The 14,718-nt window shown below is 74.9% G+C and carries 12 protein-coding genes and 2 pseudogenes; 7 read left to right on the top strand and 7 right to left on the bottom strand.

Annotated features, from left to right (window positions below; all coding sequences use genetic code 11):
• Positions 1-485: 485 nt before the first annotated feature.
• From frr to GA0074696_RS25840, 5 genes and pseudogenes are all read right to left on the bottom strand, one after another.
• The gene (frr, locus tag GA0074696_RS25820; RefSeq protein ID WP_088963481.1) at positions 486-1,043 is read right to left on the bottom strand and encodes a ribosome recycling factor; all 558 of its coding nucleotides are present in this window, start codon (positions 1,041-1,043) and stop codon (positions 486-488) included.
• Between the two features lie 84 nt (positions 1,044-1,127).
• Positions 1,128-1,895 carry a UMP kinase gene (gene pyrH / locus GA0074696_RS25825; RefSeq protein ID WP_088963482.1) on the bottom strand — a complete coding sequence of 256 codons (768 nt, stop codon included), beginning with the start codon at positions 1,893-1,895 and terminating at the stop codon, positions 1,128-1,130.
• A 155-nt stretch (positions 1,896-2,050) separates the two neighbouring features.
• Positions 2,051-2,878 carry a translation elongation factor Ts gene (gene tsf / locus GA0074696_RS25830; RefSeq protein ID WP_088963483.1) on the bottom strand — a complete coding sequence of 276 codons (828 nt, stop codon included), beginning with the start codon at positions 2,876-2,878 and terminating at the stop codon, positions 2,051-2,053.
• A 136-nt stretch (positions 2,879-3,014) separates the two neighbouring features.
• Positions 3,015-3,923, bottom strand: coding sequence for a 30S ribosomal protein S2 (rpsB, locus tag GA0074696_RS25835; RefSeq protein WP_088963484.1), 909 nt, complete (start codon positions 3,921-3,923; stop codon positions 3,015-3,017).
• 362 nt (positions 3,924-4,285) lie between these two features.
• Positions 4,286-5,279 (bottom strand): annotated as a pseudogene (locus GA0074696_RS25840) (hypothetical protein).
• A 178-nt stretch (positions 5,280-5,457) separates the two neighbouring features.
• On the opposite strand from GA0074696_RS25840, the gene GA0074696_RS25845 reads away from it, so the two are divergent.
• Genes GA0074696_RS25845 through GA0074696_RS25855 form a run of 3 tightly spaced genes read left to right on the top strand, consistent with a single transcriptional unit; the run spans position 5,458 to position 8,571 of the window.
• Positions 5,458-5,817 (top strand): YraN family protein, encoded by a 360-nt coding sequence (locus GA0074696_RS25845; RefSeq protein ID WP_088963485.1) that lies wholly within the window; start codon positions 5,458-5,460, stop codon positions 5,815-5,817.
• Between the two features lie 22 nt (positions 5,818-5,839).
• Positions 5,840-7,360 carry a YifB family Mg chelatase-like AAA ATPase gene (locus tag GA0074696_RS25850; protein WP_088963486.1) on the top strand — a complete coding sequence of 507 codons (1,521 nt, stop codon included), beginning with the start codon at positions 5,840-5,842 and terminating at the stop codon, positions 7,358-7,360.
• Positions 7,357-8,571: a DNA-processing protein DprA gene (locus GA0074696_RS25855; protein WP_088963487.1), complete on the top strand. Its 1,215-nt coding sequence runs from the start codon at positions 7,357-7,359 to the stop codon at positions 8,569-8,571. Before GA0074696_RS25850 ends, GA0074696_RS25855 begins: the two co-directional genes overlap by 4 nt.
• Before the next feature lie 6 nt (positions 8,572-8,577).
• On the opposite strand, the gene GA0074696_RS25860 is transcribed toward GA0074696_RS25855, so the two are convergent.
• A complete protein-coding gene (locus GA0074696_RS25860; protein WP_088963488.1) occupies positions 8,578-8,916 on the bottom strand; it encodes a hypothetical protein in 339 nt (112 codons plus the stop codon).
• 359 nt (positions 8,917-9,275) lie between these two features.
• Here GA0074696_RS25860 and GA0074696_RS25865 point away from each other — a divergent pair, with 359 nt between their 5' ends.
• The 3 genes from GA0074696_RS25865 (at position 9,276) to GA0074696_RS25875 (ending at position 12,396) form a co-directional block, all read left to right on the top strand.
• Positions 9,276-10,364 carry a tyrosine recombinase XerC gene (locus tag GA0074696_RS25865; RefSeq protein ID WP_088963489.1) on the top strand — a complete coding sequence of 363 codons (1,089 nt, stop codon included), beginning with the start codon at positions 9,276-9,278 and terminating at the stop codon, positions 10,362-10,364.
• 118 nt (positions 10,365-10,482) lie between these two features.
• On the top strand, positions 10,483-11,154 hold the full coding sequence (locus tag GA0074696_RS25870) for a DUF402 domain-containing protein (protein ID WP_088963490.1): 672 nt from the start codon (positions 10,483-10,485) through the stop codon (positions 11,152-11,154).
• Between the two features lie 60 nt (positions 11,155-11,214).
• Positions 11,215-12,396 (top strand): aminotransferase class V-fold PLP-dependent enzyme, encoded by a 1,182-nt coding sequence (locus GA0074696_RS25875; protein ID WP_088963491.1) that lies wholly within the window; start codon positions 11,215-11,217, stop codon positions 12,394-12,396.
• 180 nt (positions 12,397-12,576) lie between these two features.
• Here the strand turns inward: GA0074696_RS25875 and GA0074696_RS25880 are convergent.
• Positions 12,577-13,227 (bottom strand): annotated as a pseudogene (locus GA0074696_RS25880) (M23 family metallopeptidase); the annotation flags it as partial.
• A 205-nt stretch (positions 13,228-13,432) separates the two neighbouring features.
• Here GA0074696_RS25880 and GA0074696_RS25885 point away from each other — a divergent pair.
• The gene (locus tag GA0074696_RS25885; protein WP_088963492.1) at positions 13,433-14,539 is read left to right on the top strand and encodes a sulfite oxidase; all 1,107 of its coding nucleotides are present in this window, start codon (positions 13,433-13,435) and stop codon (positions 14,537-14,539) included.
• Positions 14,540-14,718 lie beyond the last annotated feature (179 nt).

Raw genomic sequence — 14,718 nt, forward strand, 5'->3', positions numbered from 1 at the left:
GTTCACCGCGCGGTGGCCGGGAATCGTGCCGAGCCTACTGCACGGGGCGGCCGGGGGCGGCGGACGAGGCCAGCCCGTCACCGGCACCTGGTCGCAGGGACGGTACGACCAGGCACCGGGCGGTCGCCGGCGGCCGGCCGATCAGCTTTCCGGGCGCGGCAGCCCGGCGCCAGCGTCTACTTCCTGCCGGCCTCGCTCATCCAGGACGGGCTGCCGACCCAGTGGGCCACCTGCGGGCACGGCGCCGGCGAGATCACCTGCGACGGCGGCACCACGAGCCTCTCGATGAGCTTCTACCGGGTCGACCCGGTCCTGCACCCGGGGCGGGCCGTCGTGCGGTTCGAGCTGCACGACGCGTACCAGGGGACGACGCTGACCGAGACGACCCGGAGCGTGCGGATCCCGCGCTGGACGAGGCGAGGCCCGCTCCCCGGGTGCGGGGGCGGGCCTCGGTGGCGTCCGGGACGGGCGTCCCGTCCGGGCGACTACACCTCGAGCAGCTCGGTCTCCTTGTGCTTGACCAGCTCGTCGACGCTGGCGACGTACCGCTGGGTCACGTCGTCGAGCTCCTTCTCGGCGCGGCGGCCCTCGTCCTCGCCGACCTCGCCGTCCTTGACCAGCCGGTCCAGCTCTTCCTTGCCCTTGCGGCGGATGTTGCGGATGGCCACCTTGGCCTCCTCACCCTTGTGCCGGGCCACCTTGATCATCTCGCGGCGGCGCTCCTCGGTCATCTGGGGGAGCAGGATGCGCAGCTGGTTGCCCTCGTTGTTCGGGTTCACGCCGAGGTCCGAGTCGCGGATCGCCTTCTCCATGGCGTTGATCTGCGAGTTGTCGTACGGCTTGATGATCACCATGCGCGGCTCGGGAACCCCGATGGAGGCCATCTGGGGCAGCGGGGTGGGGGTGCCGTAGTAGTCGATGACGACCTTGGAGAACATGGCGGCGTTGGCGCGGCCGGTGCGGATGGCGCCGAACTCTTCCTTGGCGTGCTCGATGGCACGGTCCATCTTCTCTTCGGCCTCGAGGAGGGTGTCGTCGATCACCGGTCTCCTCGCCTCCTTCTGTTACTCGTGGTGGGCTCTGCTGCTGTCTGTCGGAGGACCGCCGAGGCGGTCGGCCGGGGGAGTTCAGGCGGTGATCAGGGTACCGATCTTGTCGCCGCCGACGGCGCGAATGATCGTGTCGTCGCCCTGGGCGCCGAAGACCAGCATCGGCAGGCCGTTCTCCATGCAGAGGCTGAACGCGGCGGCGTCGGCCACCCGCAGGTTGCGGCGCAGCACCTCGGAGAAGGTGATCGAGTCGAACTTGCTGGCGGAGGGGTCGATCCGGGGGTCGGCGGTGTAGACGCCGTCGACACCGTTCTTGCTCATCAGCACCACGTCGGCGCGGATCTCCAGCGCGCGCTGGGCGGCGACGGTGTCGGTGGAGAAGTACGGCATGCCGGCGCCCGCGCCGAAGATGACCACGCGGCCCTTCTCCAGGTGCCGGATGGCGCGCAGCGGGATGTACGGCTCCGCGACCTGGGCCATCGTGATCGCGCTCTGCACGCGGGTCTCGATGCCCTCCTTCTCCAGGAAGTCCTGGAGGGCGAGGCAGTTCATCACCGTGCCGAGCATGCCCATGTAGTCGGCCCGGGCCCGGTCCATGCCGCGCTTCTGCAGCTCGGCGCCGCGGAAGAAGTTGCCGCCGCCGACCACCACGGAGACCTGCACGCCGCGGCGGACCACGGTGGCGATCTGCCGGGCGATGGCCTGCACGACGTCCGGGTCGACGCCGATCGCCCCGCCGCCGAAGACCTCGCCGGAGAGCTTCAGCACCACCCGGCGGGCCCGCCCGGGCGGCGGCGCCGTCGGGTCGTCCGCTCCCAGGCTCCGGTCACTCACAACCTGCGTCATCCGCCCCGCCCTTCCCCGCGCGCACGCGCCGCGTACCGCGCAACTGCCGTTGCCGACCCTATGTGACGAGGAGGCCCCGGTGCCTGTCATGTACACCGGCGGCCTCCTCGTCGACGTTCCCTGCCCTCGGGCGCGTCACACGCCCGTCCGGCGGCTCAGGCCTGGCCGACCTCGAACCGCAGGAAGCGGGTCACCTCGATGCCGGCCTCGGCCAGCACCTGCTTCACGGTCTTCTTGTTGTCGGCCACCGACGCCTGCTCGACCAGGACGTAGTCCTTGAAGAAGGCGTTGACCCGACCCTCGACGATCTTCGGCAGCGCCGCCTCGGGCTTGTTCTCCTCGCGGGCGGTCTGCTCGGCGATACGACGCTCGGACTCGACGACCTCGGCCGGCACCTCGTCCCGGGTGAGGTACTTCGGCCGCATGGCGGCGATCTGCATGGCGGCGGCGCGCGCGTCGGCGTCACCGGCCTCGTCGGTCTGGCCGGCGTACTCCACCAGCACGCCGACGGCCGGCGGCAGGTCCTGGCTCTTGCGGTGCAGGTAGACCGCGACGTTGCCGTCCAGCTTGGCGAAGCGGTTGAGCACCAGCTTCTCGCCGATCTTGGCGGACTGCACCTGGATCAGGTCAGCGACGGTCTTGCCGTCCAGCTCGGAGGCGAGCAGCTCCTCGGCGTTGCTGACGCCGCTGCGCTCGCCGTGCTCGACCAGCTGCTGGGCCAGGGCGACGAACGCCTCGTTCTTGGCGACGAAGTCGGTCTCGCAGTTGACCTCCAGCAGGGCCTTGCCGGAGTGGGCGACCAGGCCGTTGGCGGCGGTCCGGCCGGCCCGCTTGCCCACGTCCTTGGCGCCCTTGACACGCAGGATCTCGACGGCCTTGTCGAAGTCGCCCTCGGCCTCGGTCAGCGCCTTCTTGCAGTCCATCATGCCGGCGCCGGTGAGGTCGCGGAGCTTCTTGACGTCCGCGGCGGTGAAGTTGGACATGGCTCTCTCTTCGATGTCGGAACTGCGGGGTGGGATGGTCTGGGTGCCGGTTACCCGGATCCGGGCCGGATGTGCCCGGCGTACCCGCCGCTCCCCACCGTCGGTGAAAACGGACGGTGGGGAAGCGGCGGTGCGGTCACTCCGCGGCGGCGGTCGCCGGCTGCTCGGCCGGCTGCTCGGCCGGCTGCTCGGCCGGCTGCTCGGCCGGCTGCTCAGCCGGCTGCTCAGCCTGCTGCACCGGCTGCTCGTCCGCCTTCTTCGGCTCCTCGAGCAGCTCGCGCTCCCACTCGGCCAGCGGCTCGTCGGCGCCGACCTGACCCGGCTCGGGCTTCTCGTCGGTGCCCCGGCGGCGGCCGGAGCGGGCGATCAGACCGTCGGCGACGGCGGCGGCCACGACCCTGGTCAGCAGCTCGGCCGACCGGATCGCGTCGTCGTTGCCCGGGATCGGGAAGTCGACCTCGTCCGGGTCGCAGTTGGTGTCGAGCACCGCGATCACCGGGATGCCCAGCTTGCGGGCCTCGTCGACGGCGATGTGCTCCTTCTTGGTGTCGACGATCCAGACCGCGGCCGGGAGCTTCTGCATGTCCCGCAGGCCACCAAGGGTCTTGCTGAGCTTGGTCTTCTCGCGGAAGAGCTGCAGGGTCTCCTTCTTGGTGTAGCCGGCGGCGGTGCCGGTCAGGTCACCAAGGGCCTCCAGCTCCTTCATCCGCTGCAGGCGCTTGTACACCGTCTGGAAGTTGGTCAGCATGCCGCCGAGCCAGCGGTGGTTGACGTACGGCTGGCCGACCCGGGTCGCCTGCTCGGCGATGGCCTCCTGGGCCTGCTTCTTGGTGCCGACGAAGAGGATGCTGCCACCCTCGGCGACGGTCCCACGCACGAACTCGTAGGCCTTCTCGATGTAGTCGAGGGTCTGGCGCAGGTCGATGATGTAGATACCGTTGCGCTCGGTGAAGATGAAGCGCTTCATCTTCGGGTTCCAGCGCCGGGTCTGGTGCCCGAAGTGGACACCGCTTTCCAGCAGCTGACGCATGGTCACGACGGCCATGGTGGGTACTCCTATTGTCCCTGGTTGTCCCGTCCGGCCGGCGGCCGGACGCCTGGCGCCCGGTCGTCGGCCATGACGGACCCGACCAAGATCGGGACCAGGGAGGCCGCCGCCCCACGACGAACCGTGGAGAGGGCGCGCGAGGTCGACCGCGCGAGGCGGTCGCCAGTCGACCAGTGTACGCGCCTGCCGCGCCGCCGGGCTGGCGGGTGCGCGAACCCGCCGCTTCGATGCTCCGGTCGCGAATTCGGACGCGGCACGCCGACCGGGATCTCCGGCACCTGCTCTTGCGCCGCGCCGACCGGGGCCTCGGCAGGGCGGGCCCCGTCCGGCTCGGGTCGGCCGGCGGCGTCCCGCCCGGGTCAGCCGGCGGCGAGCGCGGCGGCGAGGAAGAGCACCAGCCCGACGGTCAGGTAGGCGGTCGGCGGGCGCAGCCAGCCGCGCGCCCCGTCGGCCATCGCCAGGCCGCCGGTGCGCAGCCCGTACAGGCCGGCGGCGAAGATCGGCAGCCCGGTGACGAGGAAGGTGCCGACGACGACGTGCGACGTCGAGACCGGGTCGCCGGTCACGCCGTGCAGCAGCACCCGGAGCGCGGGAAGCTCGAAGACCAGCACCAGCACGCCGAGGATCACCGCCAGCGCCGGCCGGCGGGTCCGGTAGACGCCGTCGGAGGGCCCGCCGGCTGGACGGTACGCCGCCTCGGGGCCCACCGCGCCGTCCAGGCGGGGCATGACCGGGGGCATCGGGCCGGTCGGCATCTCCAGCGGGTGCGCCGGCTCGGCGGGGCGGGTCGGCTCGACGATCGGGTACCCGCCCAGCGGGGCGGACCGGACCGCATCCGGCCGCTCCCCCGCCTCCACGCCGGCCGGCCCGGGGCCGCCGAGACGGTCGACACCGCTGGCCAGCGGCCCGGCACCGGTGGCGGAGAGCCGGTCGGCGGAGGTCAGCGGACCCGCGCCGGTGGTGGTGAGGGGGTCGGCGCTCTCCCGGGCCGCCCACCGGCCGCCCGGCAGTTCGCCGGAGACGTCCGGGTCGTCGGCCCGGCGCGAGCGGGTCGGGCGGTATCCCTCGGGCTCGCCCCGGGAGTCACCGAGCGGGTCCGCCGGGCCGTAACGCCCGGTCTGGCCGTACCGTCCCGGGCCGCCCGGATCGGCGAACCGGCCCTCCTCCGCGGCGCGCTGCTCGGGGGTCGGGTACTCGTCGTCCCGGATGCGGGACTCGCCCCCGCCGCGCCAGTCCGGCTCGCCGTAGCCGCGCTCCTGCCCGGCGGGGTACCAGCGCGACTCCTGATCTTCGGGATAGCTCCGTCGTGCGTCCACGTCCGGCACCGTATGCGACCCACCCCACCGGCGCCATTCGTCCCTCCCGGCACAGGTCCGGGCCCTTCGGCGGCGGAGCCCTCCCCCGCTTGACGGCCGCCGGGCCCTTAGCACGGGCCACCCATGATCGTCCGCCCGTCCACAGGCCGGTTCCTTGTCCACAGGCACCCGCCGCCGGCCCCGGCGCGGCCGCCGGCCGGAGCACCCTGACCGGCATGACGAAGCGGAACCAGGCGGTCGGCGCGTACGGCGAGCGGTGCGCCGTCCGGCACCTGATCGGGGCCGGGCTGCGGCCGGTCGCCCGCAACTGGCGCTGCCCGGACGGGGAGATCGACATCATCGCCTGGGACGGCCCGGTGCTCGCCTTCTGCGAGGTGAAGACCAGACGCACCGACGACTACGGCACCCCGGCCGAGGCGGTCGTGCCGGCCAAGGCCCGCCGGTTGCGCGGGCTCGCCGCCCGCTGGCTGGCCGAGAGCGGGGTCGACGCCGACGAGGTGCGCTTCGACGTGCTGGCGGTCCGGCTGCCCACCGCCGGCGCGGCCAGCGTCGAGCACCTCAAGGGGGCGTTCTGATGCGTACGCCGGGGGTGACGGCGTGAGCTACGCCAAGGTGTTCAGCGTGGGGCTGGTCGGGGTCACCGGCCACCTGGTCGAGGTGGAGGCCGACCTGGCCGCCGGGCTGCCGGCGGTGGTCATCTCCGGGCTGCCCGACAGCGCCCTGCACGAGGCGCGCGACCGGGTGCGGGCCGCCATCGTCAACTCGGGTCAGCGCTGGCCCAACCGGCGGATCACGCTCAACCTGCTGCCCGCGACGATGCCCAAGTACGGCTCCGCCTTCGACCTGGCCATCGCGGCGGCGGTGCTGGGCGGCTCCGGGGAGCTGCCCCTGGTGCCGCTGGACGGCGTGGTGATCCTCGGCGAGCTGGGCCTGGACGGGACGGTCCGGCCGGTACGCGGGGTGCTGCCGATGGTGGCGGCCGCGGCCCGCGCCGGGCGGGACCGGGTGATCGTGCCGGTGGAGAACGCCGCCGAGGCGGCGGTCATCCCCGGGATCCGGGTCCGGGCGGTCGACACGCTGCACCGGCTGGCCTGCTTCGTCCGCGACGGCAGCCCGTTGATCGAGCCGCCCGCCATGCCGGCGCCGCCCCCGGTCGACGGGCCGGATCTGGCCGAGGTGGCGGGGCAGGCGCTGGGCCGCCGGGCGCTGGAGGTGGCCGCCGCCGGCGGGCACCATCTCTCCCTGCTGGGGCCGCCCGGCGCGGGCAAGACCATGCTCGCCGAGCGGCTCCCCTCGATCCTGCCGGAGCTGGACGACGCCGCCGCGCTGGAGGTCACCGCCCTGCACTCGATCGCCGGACTGCTCCCGCCGGGCGGGCGGCTGCTGCGCCGGCCGCCGTTCCAGGCGCCGCACCACACGGCGACCATCCCCTCCCTGGTCGGCGGCGGGTCCGGGCTGGCCCGGCCGGGGGCCGTCTCACTGGCCCACCGCGGCGTGCTCTTCCTCGACGAGGCGCCCGAGTTCAGCAAGGGCGCGCTGGAGGCGCTGCGGCAACCGCTGGAGCACGGCCGGATCCAGCTGGCCCGCAGCGGGGGCGGCACCGAGTACCCGGCCCGCAGCCAGTTGGTGCTGGCCGCCAATCCGTGCCCGTGCGCGAAGCCGGCCGGCGACGCGTACTGCGAGTGCAGCCCGCTGGCCCGGCGGCGGTACCTGGGCCGGCTCTCCGGGCCGTTGCTCGACCGGATCGACGTGCAGGTGAAGCTGCTGCCGGTGCGGGCGGCGGAGCTGATGGAGGCGGCCGTGGCCAGCGAGTCCTCGGCGACCGTGGCGGCCCGGGTCGCCACGGCCCGGCAGGCCGCGGCGGTGCGCTGGGCTCCGGTGGGCCGCGGGCTCAACGCCGAGATCCCCGGCCCGCACCTGCGACGGCCGCCCTGGCGGCTGCCCGCCCGGGACACCGCCGAGCTGCGCGGCCGGCTGGACTCGGGGGCCGTCTCCGCCCGTGGCTTCGACCGGATCATCCGGCTGGCCTGGACCATCGCGGACCTCGACGGGCGGGCCAGGCCGCAGCGCGAGGACGTGTTGGAGGCCATCCAACTCAGGACGGGAGAGGGAGCATGAGCACCAGCGAGGAGCGGCTGCTGGCCCGGGTGGCGCTGACCTGGCTCACCGAGCCGGGCACCCGGTCGGTGCACCGGCTGGTCCAGCAGCTCGGCCCGGTCGCGGCGCTGGACCTGCTGCTCGACGGGGGCGCGCCGGAGGCGAGCCTGCGTACGGCGGTGTCGGCGCGCACGGCCGCCGAGGATGCCCGCGCCGTCGCCGCCGAGGCGCTCGCCCGCACCGAGCGGATCGGTGCCCGCGTCCTCACCCCGGAGGACGAGGAGTGGCCCGCCCGCCTCGACGACCTGCGCCGGCTGGTGCTGTCCGGAACGAGCCGGCGCGTCGATGTGGAGACCGCCCCGCCGCTCTGCTTCTGGGTACGCGGCGGCTGGTCGCTCGGCGAGGCGCTGGACCGTTCCGTCGCGGTGGTCGGCGCACGGGCCGCCACCGGGTACGGCCTGCACGTCGCCACCGAGATCGGGTACGGGCTGGCCGAGCGGGACTGGACGGTGGTCTCCGGCGGGGCGTTCGGCATCGACGCGGCGGCGCACCGGGGCGCGATGACCGCCGGCGGGCTGACGGTGGCCGTGCTGGCCTGCGGCGTCGACCGGCCGTACCCGATGGGCAACGCCGCCCTGTTCGACCGGATCGCCGAGACCGGGCTGCTGGTGAGCGAGTGGATGCCCGGGTCCGACCCGCTGCGGCCGAGGTTCCTGATCCGCAACCGGGTGATCGCCGCCGCCACCCGGGGCACGGTGCTGGTGGAGGCGGCGGCCCGCAGCGGCGCGACGCAGACGGTGAACCGGGCGATCGCGATGGGCCGGCGGGCGATGGTGGTGCCGGGCCCGGTCACCTCCGCGATGTCGGTCGGGGCGCACGAGGTGCTGCGGGACCAGCCGGCCGCGCGGCTGGTGACCGGGGTGCCGCACGTGCTGGAGGAGGTCGGCCGGATCGGGACCGACCTGGCCCCGCCCGCACGAGGGCCGGAGCGCCCGGGCGACCTGCTCGACGACGAGGCGACCCTGGTGCTGGAGTCGCTGCCCCGGCGCGGGGTGGTCGGGCTCGACGCGCTCGCCGCGCGGGCCGGGGTCGACGTACGGACGGCGATGCGGAAGCTCTCCCTGCTGGAGGAGCTGGCGATGGTGCTCCGCCGGGACGGCGGGTACGCCCTGGCGCGGCCCGCCACGTCGGCGCGCGCCACCGCCGGCCCAGGGCGAGGGGCCGAAGGCTGACCGGGCTCAGTCCCCCTCGAACCGGATCTCCAGGTCACGCTCGCGTACGCACCGGCGGACCAGCACCGCGACCCGCCGCACCTGCACGGTCTCGGCCGGAGTGCGGGCGGCTTCGACCAGGCAGTCCAGTTCGGTCAGGAGCTGGGGTGCCCGCTCCGCCCCGACCACCAGCTCACCGAGCGGGTCGACCCGATCCAGCGTCGGGGTGCGTCCGCCGCCCCGCCCCCGCTTCAGCAGATCGAGCAGCAAATCGTCGGGGTCGGGCACCACCTGCGCCGCGACCGCGGACGGCCGACGGCCCGGGCCGCCCCGGACCAGCCGGTAGAGGACGACGTCCAGGCCCATGAGCGGTCCCCTCCTCCCGTCGGCGTCCCCGCCGAGGCAACCGGGCGACGGCGCACGCACCGTCCCTGCCTCCAGTCTCCCCGGCCACGCCACCACCGGCCAGCACCGACGGCGTGCCGCCGCGCAAGGTCAGGTCTTCTGTGCCCACGCCGCGCCCCTGGGACGGAACGGCTGGGCCGTGGGCGTCCTCGCGCAGCTCGTCGCGGGGTCGACCGCCTGGGCCTCCGCGGGCGTCGTGTCGATGCGCAGCATTCTGCCGACCGCCCGGCACGCGCTTACGCTGAGCCCATGCCAGGCGGACGTCATGCGGTGCCAGGCCTCCCCGCTCCGGCCTGCCCGTCGACGGCACGGGCGGGGCGATGACGGGCGGCACTCGGGCCACCCGGGCCATCCACGAGGCGCTGCCACCGGCGATGCGGGAGGCCGTGGACGACTTCGCCGAGCACCTGGCCCGGGTACGCAACCGATCCGCGCACACCGTGCGGGCGTACGTGGCCGATGTGGTCTCGCTGCTCGACCACGCGGTACGGATGGGCTGCTCCGCACCCGGCGAGCTGGACCTGACGGTGCTGCGCAGCTGGCTGGCCCGGCAGCGCACGGTGGGCGCGGCCCGGACGTCACTGGCCCGGCGGGCGGCGGCGGCGCGGACCTTCAGCGCCTGGGCGCACCGCGCGGGCGTGCTCCCCACCGACGTGGCGGCTCCGCTGTCCAGCCCCCGGGCGCACCGCGACCTGCCCACCGTGCTCCGCGCCGACCAGGCCGCCGCCCTCGTCGAGGCGCCCGATCGGCGTCCCTCCGCCACCCGGCCCGCCGAAGCGACCGGGCCCGCCGCCGGCACCCACCCCGACGCGGCCCGGCCCGACGCGGCCGGACACCGGGACGACTCGGCCATCGGGGCCACCCGGCAGGACGGTCCAGCCGGCACCGCCCGCCCCGAGGACGAACCGGTGCGACTGCGCGACCGGGTCCTGCTGGAACTGCTCTACGGCACCGGGGTACGGGTCAGCGAGGCGTGCGGGTTGGACGTCGCCGACGTGGACCACGGCCGCCGGGTGGTCCGGGTCCTCGGCAAGGGCGGCCGGGAACGCTCGGTGCCGTACGGGGTGCCGGCCCAGCGGGCGATCGACGACTGGCTGCGCTCCGGGCGACCCGCCCTGGTGGTGCCCGGCTCCGGGGAGGCGCTGCTGCTCGGCGCGCGCGGCGGGCGGCTGAACCCGACGACGGCGCGCCGGATCGTGGCCGGGTACGCCGAGTCCCTCGGCCTGCCCCGGGTCAGCCCGCACGGACTGCGGCACTCGGCGGCGACGCACCTGTTGGAGGGCGGCGCGGACCTGCGCGCCGTGCAGGAACTGCTGGGCCACTCCTCGCTCGGCAGCACCCAGATCTACACCCACGTCTCGGTCGAGCGGCTGCGGGCCGCGTACCGGCAGGCCCACCCGCGCGCCTGACCCCACCAGCGCACGCCCATTGTGCCGAGTCCCACGTCCGAAGACGTCGACATGACGGCGCGCTTCCGTCCGCCATGCTGCGGTCCCGGGCGGCGCGGCTGGCCCCTACGCTGCCGGGATGCGCTACGGGAGGGGACAGTTGATCGTGCGACGCGGCATGCATCCGGATGGACGCATCGGCGCTGTGCAGGCGGGCCGGGTCGTGGCCGATGACGAGCGTGGGCTGGCTTTGTGGGTCGACGTGGGTGCAGCCACCATGCGGCGTAGGGACCTGGCGGGCACTCCCACCCGTGCCCTGCCGATCCGTGCGGAGTTGACGACGCCGACCCTCCTCGCACCGGGGACCTGGGGCCCATACCGCACGCTGATGGTGATGCCTCCCGGCGCGGCGCACTCGGTGTGGTGGTCCTGGACCGCGAACGGAGACTTCGCCGGCTGGTACGTCAACCTGGAAGCACCGATGCGTCGCTGGCGCGGCGGTGTTGATGTCGAAGATCACGCGTTGGACCTCCTCATCACGCCGGACGGCCGCTGGACCTGGAAGGACGAGGACGAGTTCGCTGCCCAGACAAACGATCCTCTGTTCTGGGATACCGCCGCGGCTCTACGTATCCGCGAAGAGGGTGAGCTTCTCCTCGCCCGGGCCGTCAGCCGGCGGTACCCCTTCGACGGGACGTGGCAGGACTTCCAGCCCGAGCCCGGGTGGCCCCCGGCGCCCCTACCCCACTGGTGGGATGTCCCGGCAGACGGTTGCCAGGTGTGGGACGACAGTTTCTACGCGCCGCACTGATGGTCGCCGGTGCTTCCCGGGATGAAACCCGCCGCGCTTGTCGACGGATATGATCACCGCGTGACCGTCGCCCGGCCGCCCGAGCCGATTCCCGGGGCCCGACTGCTCTTCTCGCTCGACCCGGCGGTCAGCTACCTCAACCACGGCGCGTTCGGCGCGGTACCGATCAGCGTGCAGCGGGCGCAGCAGCGGCTGCGCGACGAGATGGAGTCCAACCCGCTGCGCTTCTTCGCGCAGGGGCTGGCCGAGCGGATCGGCCACACCCGGCGGCATCTGGCCACCTTCCTGGGCGCCGATCCGGACGGCACGGCGCTGGTCGGCAACGCCACCACCGGCGTCGCGGTGGTCCTGCAGTCCCTCGGCCTGCGGGCCGGCGACGAGGTGCTCACCACCGATCACGGGTACGGCGCGGTCGGCTTCAGCATCGAGCGGGAGTGCGGCCGTACCGGGGCGGGCACCCGGGCGCTGCGGGTGCCGCTGACCGCCACCGACGAGGAGGTCGTCGAGATCGTCCGGACCGGTCTGCGACCCGGGCGCACCCGACTGCTCGTCATCGACCAGCTCACCTCGGCCACCGCCCGCCTCTTCCCGGTCGCGGCCGTGGTCCAGGTGGCCCGGGAGCGGGGCGTACCGGTGCTGGTGGACGCGGCGCACGTGCCCGGCATGCTGCCGGTCGACGTCGGCGCCGTCGGCGCGGACTTCTGGGTGGGCAACCTGCACAAGTGGGCGTTCGCCCCGCGGGGCACCGCCGTGCTGGTGGTCGCTCCGCCGTGGCGGGAGCGGATCCAGCCGCTGGTGGTCTCCTGGGAGCAGGGCGCCGGCTTCCCCGGCGACGTGGAGTGGCAGGCCACCCTCGACTACACGGGCTGGTTGAGCGCCCCGGCCGGGCTCTACGCGCTGCGCAGCCTCGGCCTGGACCGGGTGCGGGCGCACAACGCGGCGCTGGCCGCGTACGGGCAACGGGTGGTCGGGGACGCCCTCGGGGTGGCACCGGCCGACCTGCCGGACCCGGGCGGACCGGCGGTCGCCATGCGGATCGTGCCGCTGCCACCCGGCGTGGCCACCACCCTGGACACCGCGCGGGCCCTGGGCGGCCGGATCGCCGAGCGGCTCGCCGCCGAGGTGGCGGTGATGACCTGGGACGGTCGGGGGTGGCTACGGCTCTGCGCGCAGGTCTACAACTCCGCCGAGGAGTACGAACGGCTGGCGGTCCGGCTGCCCCCGCTGCTCGCCCGGCCCTGACCCCGGCCCGCGCCGACCACACCGGCAGGCGGCCCTCGCCGTCCGTTCGGCGAGTGCGCCGCTCGCCGTCCGTTCGGCGAGTGCGCCGCTCGCCATCTGTTCGGCGAGTGCGCCGCTCGCTGTCCGCTCGGTGAGCGGGCCGCTCGCCGTCTGCTCGGTGAGCGGGCCGCTCGGGTCGCCCACCGGAAGCAGCCGGACCGGCCCGAGCCCGAGCAGGGCCAGCGGGTCGAGGTAGTCCACGCCGCGCCGCAGCCCCCAGTGCAGGCAGGCCGGGCTGGGACAGCCGGGATGCCCGGCCAGCAGCACGCCGAGCGGCGTACCGGGCCGGACCGGGTCGCCGGGGCGTACCTCGGGTCGGACCGGCTCGTAGGTGGTCCGCAGGCCCGCCGCGTGCCCCACGGTGACCACCGGCCGGCCGGCGACCACGCCCGCGAAGAGCACCGTCCCGGCGCCGGCCGCGCGCACGGTCGCTCCCGAGGCGGCGGCCAGGTCGACCCCGCGATGACCGGACAGCCACGGTCGGGGCGGCGGGTCGAAACGCCGCACCGGCCGGGGCGTGCCGTCGAGCGGCCACCGGAAGGCCGGCGTACCCGCCGCCGCACCGAGGGTGGCCCGCGCCGCCGCGGCTTTCGGCGGCCGGCCGTCGACCGCTCGTCCGGACGGGCGGAGCGGCAAGGCACGGGTGACTGTGGCGGCCGGGGGTGCGACGAGCCGGACGCCGCCCGCCCGGTCCGCCCCCGGCCCGGGAGTCGCCACGGCGACGGCACCCGGCGGGCCGAGGACCAGCAGGACCGCCCAGCACACCGTCACCGCGCGCAGTGCTCTCCACATGTCCGCAGCATGCCCGCACCGGCGCCCGACCGACCCGGACAGCCCGTCCGCTGTGGACGACGGGCCACCCTGTGGACAACGCCCACCATTCGAGTCGATCTGCTAGGCGACGGGAGCGGAGCCAGCCGCGCCGGCACGGACCGGTGGAGCGGCGCGGCGACTAGGCTGGGCCCACGGGCCGAGGGCAGAAACCGGGGAGGCCGCCGTGACCAGCGTGGACGATGTGAGCCGGCCCTCCCGGGTGGCCGGGCCGGACGAGGCGATCAGCGCCGAGGAGCTGCAACTGGCCGCCCGCAACCACGGCATCCCGCTGGAGGCGTTGCGCTACGACGTCACCCCGGCCGGCCTGCACTACCTGCTGATCCACTACGACATCCCGGACGTCGACCCGGCCGGCCACGCGCTGACCGTCGACGGCGCCGTACGCCTGCCGCTGATCCTCGGGCTCGACGAGCTGCGCTCGCGCCCCCGGGTGACCCGGCAGGTGACGTTGGAGTGCGCCGGCAACGGTCGGGCGTTGCTGCACCCGCGCCCCGTGAGCCAGCCCTGGCTGGTGGAGGCGGTCGGCAACGCCGAGTGGACCGGCACGCCGCTCGCCCCGCTGCTGCGTGAGGCCGGCATCGCGCCCGAGGCGGTCGACGTCGTCTTCACCGGGGCCGACCACGGCGTCGAGCGCGGCGTCGAGCAGGATTACCAGCGGGCCCTCCCGGTCGCCGACGCGCTGCGGGACGAGGTGCTGCTGGCGTACGAGATGAACGGCGCTCCCCTGCTGCCGCAGCACGGCGCGCCGCTGCGGCTGATCGTGCCCGGCTGGTACGGCATGGCGCACGTGAAGTGGCTGCGCGGCATCACCGTGCTGACCGAGGAGTTCGACGGCTACCAGAATGCGGTGGCCTACCGGCTGCGCCGGGACGCCGACGACCCGGGCGAGCCGGTGACCCGGATCGAGCCGCGCGCCCTGGTCCGCCCGCCGGGGTTCCCGGACTTCATGACCCGCACCCGGGTGCTGCGTCCCGGGCCGTGCACGGTGGACGGTCGGGCCTGGTCCGGGCACGCGCCGATCACCTCGGTGGAGGTGACCACCGACGGCGGGGCGACCTGGGCAGCGGCCATCGTGGACCCGCCGCGCGGCGGGGACTGGTCCTGGCGGCGCTGGCGGTACGAGTGGTCGCCGCGGCCGGGCCGGTACGTCCTCGGTGCCCGGGCCACCGACGCGTCCGGGCGGACCCAGCCGGTCGAGCAGCCGTGGAACCGGGGCGGGTTCGCCAACAACCTGGTCCAGCGGGTCGAGGTCGCGGTCCTCGCGGGCTGATCCGCGAGGCAGTGCCCCGGCGACCGCCGCCCCAGGTCAGTGCCGGTGGCGACGCGGGCAGGCGTGGCGGGCGGAATCCGGCCGGCCCGCCACAATGCCCGCGCCGGGAGTCAGGCGGCGGGCCGGGGGAAGAGGTCGCGCGGGCCGGCGGGTGGGGGATGCCGGCGGGAAGTGCGGTG

Origin of the sequence: Micromonospora purpureochromogenes (assembly GCF_900091515.1) — a bacterium.
GTDB classification, from domain to species: domain Bacteria; phylum Actinomycetota; class Actinomycetes; order Mycobacteriales; family Micromonosporaceae; genus Micromonospora; species Micromonospora purpureochromogenes.

Excerpts from the sequence above, each read along its gene's own strand:
- tsf (WP_088963483.1), bottom strand. The coding sequence starts at position 2,878 with ATGTCCAACTTCACCGCCGCGGACGTCAAGAAGCTCCGCGACCTCACC.
- rpsB (WP_088963484.1), bottom strand. The coding sequence starts at position 3,923 with ATGGCCGTCGTGACCATGCGTCAGCTGCTGGAAAGCGGTGTCCACTTC.
- GA0074696_RS25845 (WP_088963485.1), top strand. The coding sequence starts at position 5,458 with ATGACGAAGCGGAACCAGGCGGTCGGCGCGTACGGCGAGCGGTGCGCC.
- GA0074696_RS25855 (WP_088963487.1), top strand. The coding sequence starts at position 7,357 with ATGAGCACCAGCGAGGAGCGGCTGCTGGCCCGGGTGGCGCTGACCTGG.
- GA0074696_RS25860 (WP_088963488.1), bottom strand. The coding sequence starts at position 8,916 with ATGGGCCTGGACGTCGTCCTCTACCGGCTGGTCCGGGGCGGCCCGGGC.
- GA0074696_RS25870 (WP_088963490.1), top strand. The coding sequence starts at position 10,483 with ATGCGCTACGGGAGGGGACAGTTGATCGTGCGACGCGGCATGCATCCG.
- GA0074696_RS25865 (WP_088963489.1), top strand. The coding sequence starts at position 9,276 with ATGACGGGCGGCACTCGGGCCACCCGGGCCATCCACGAGGCGCTGCCA.
- pyrH (WP_088963482.1), bottom strand. The coding sequence starts at position 1,895 with ATGACGCAGGTTGTGAGTGACCGGAGCCTGGGAGCGGACGACCCGACG.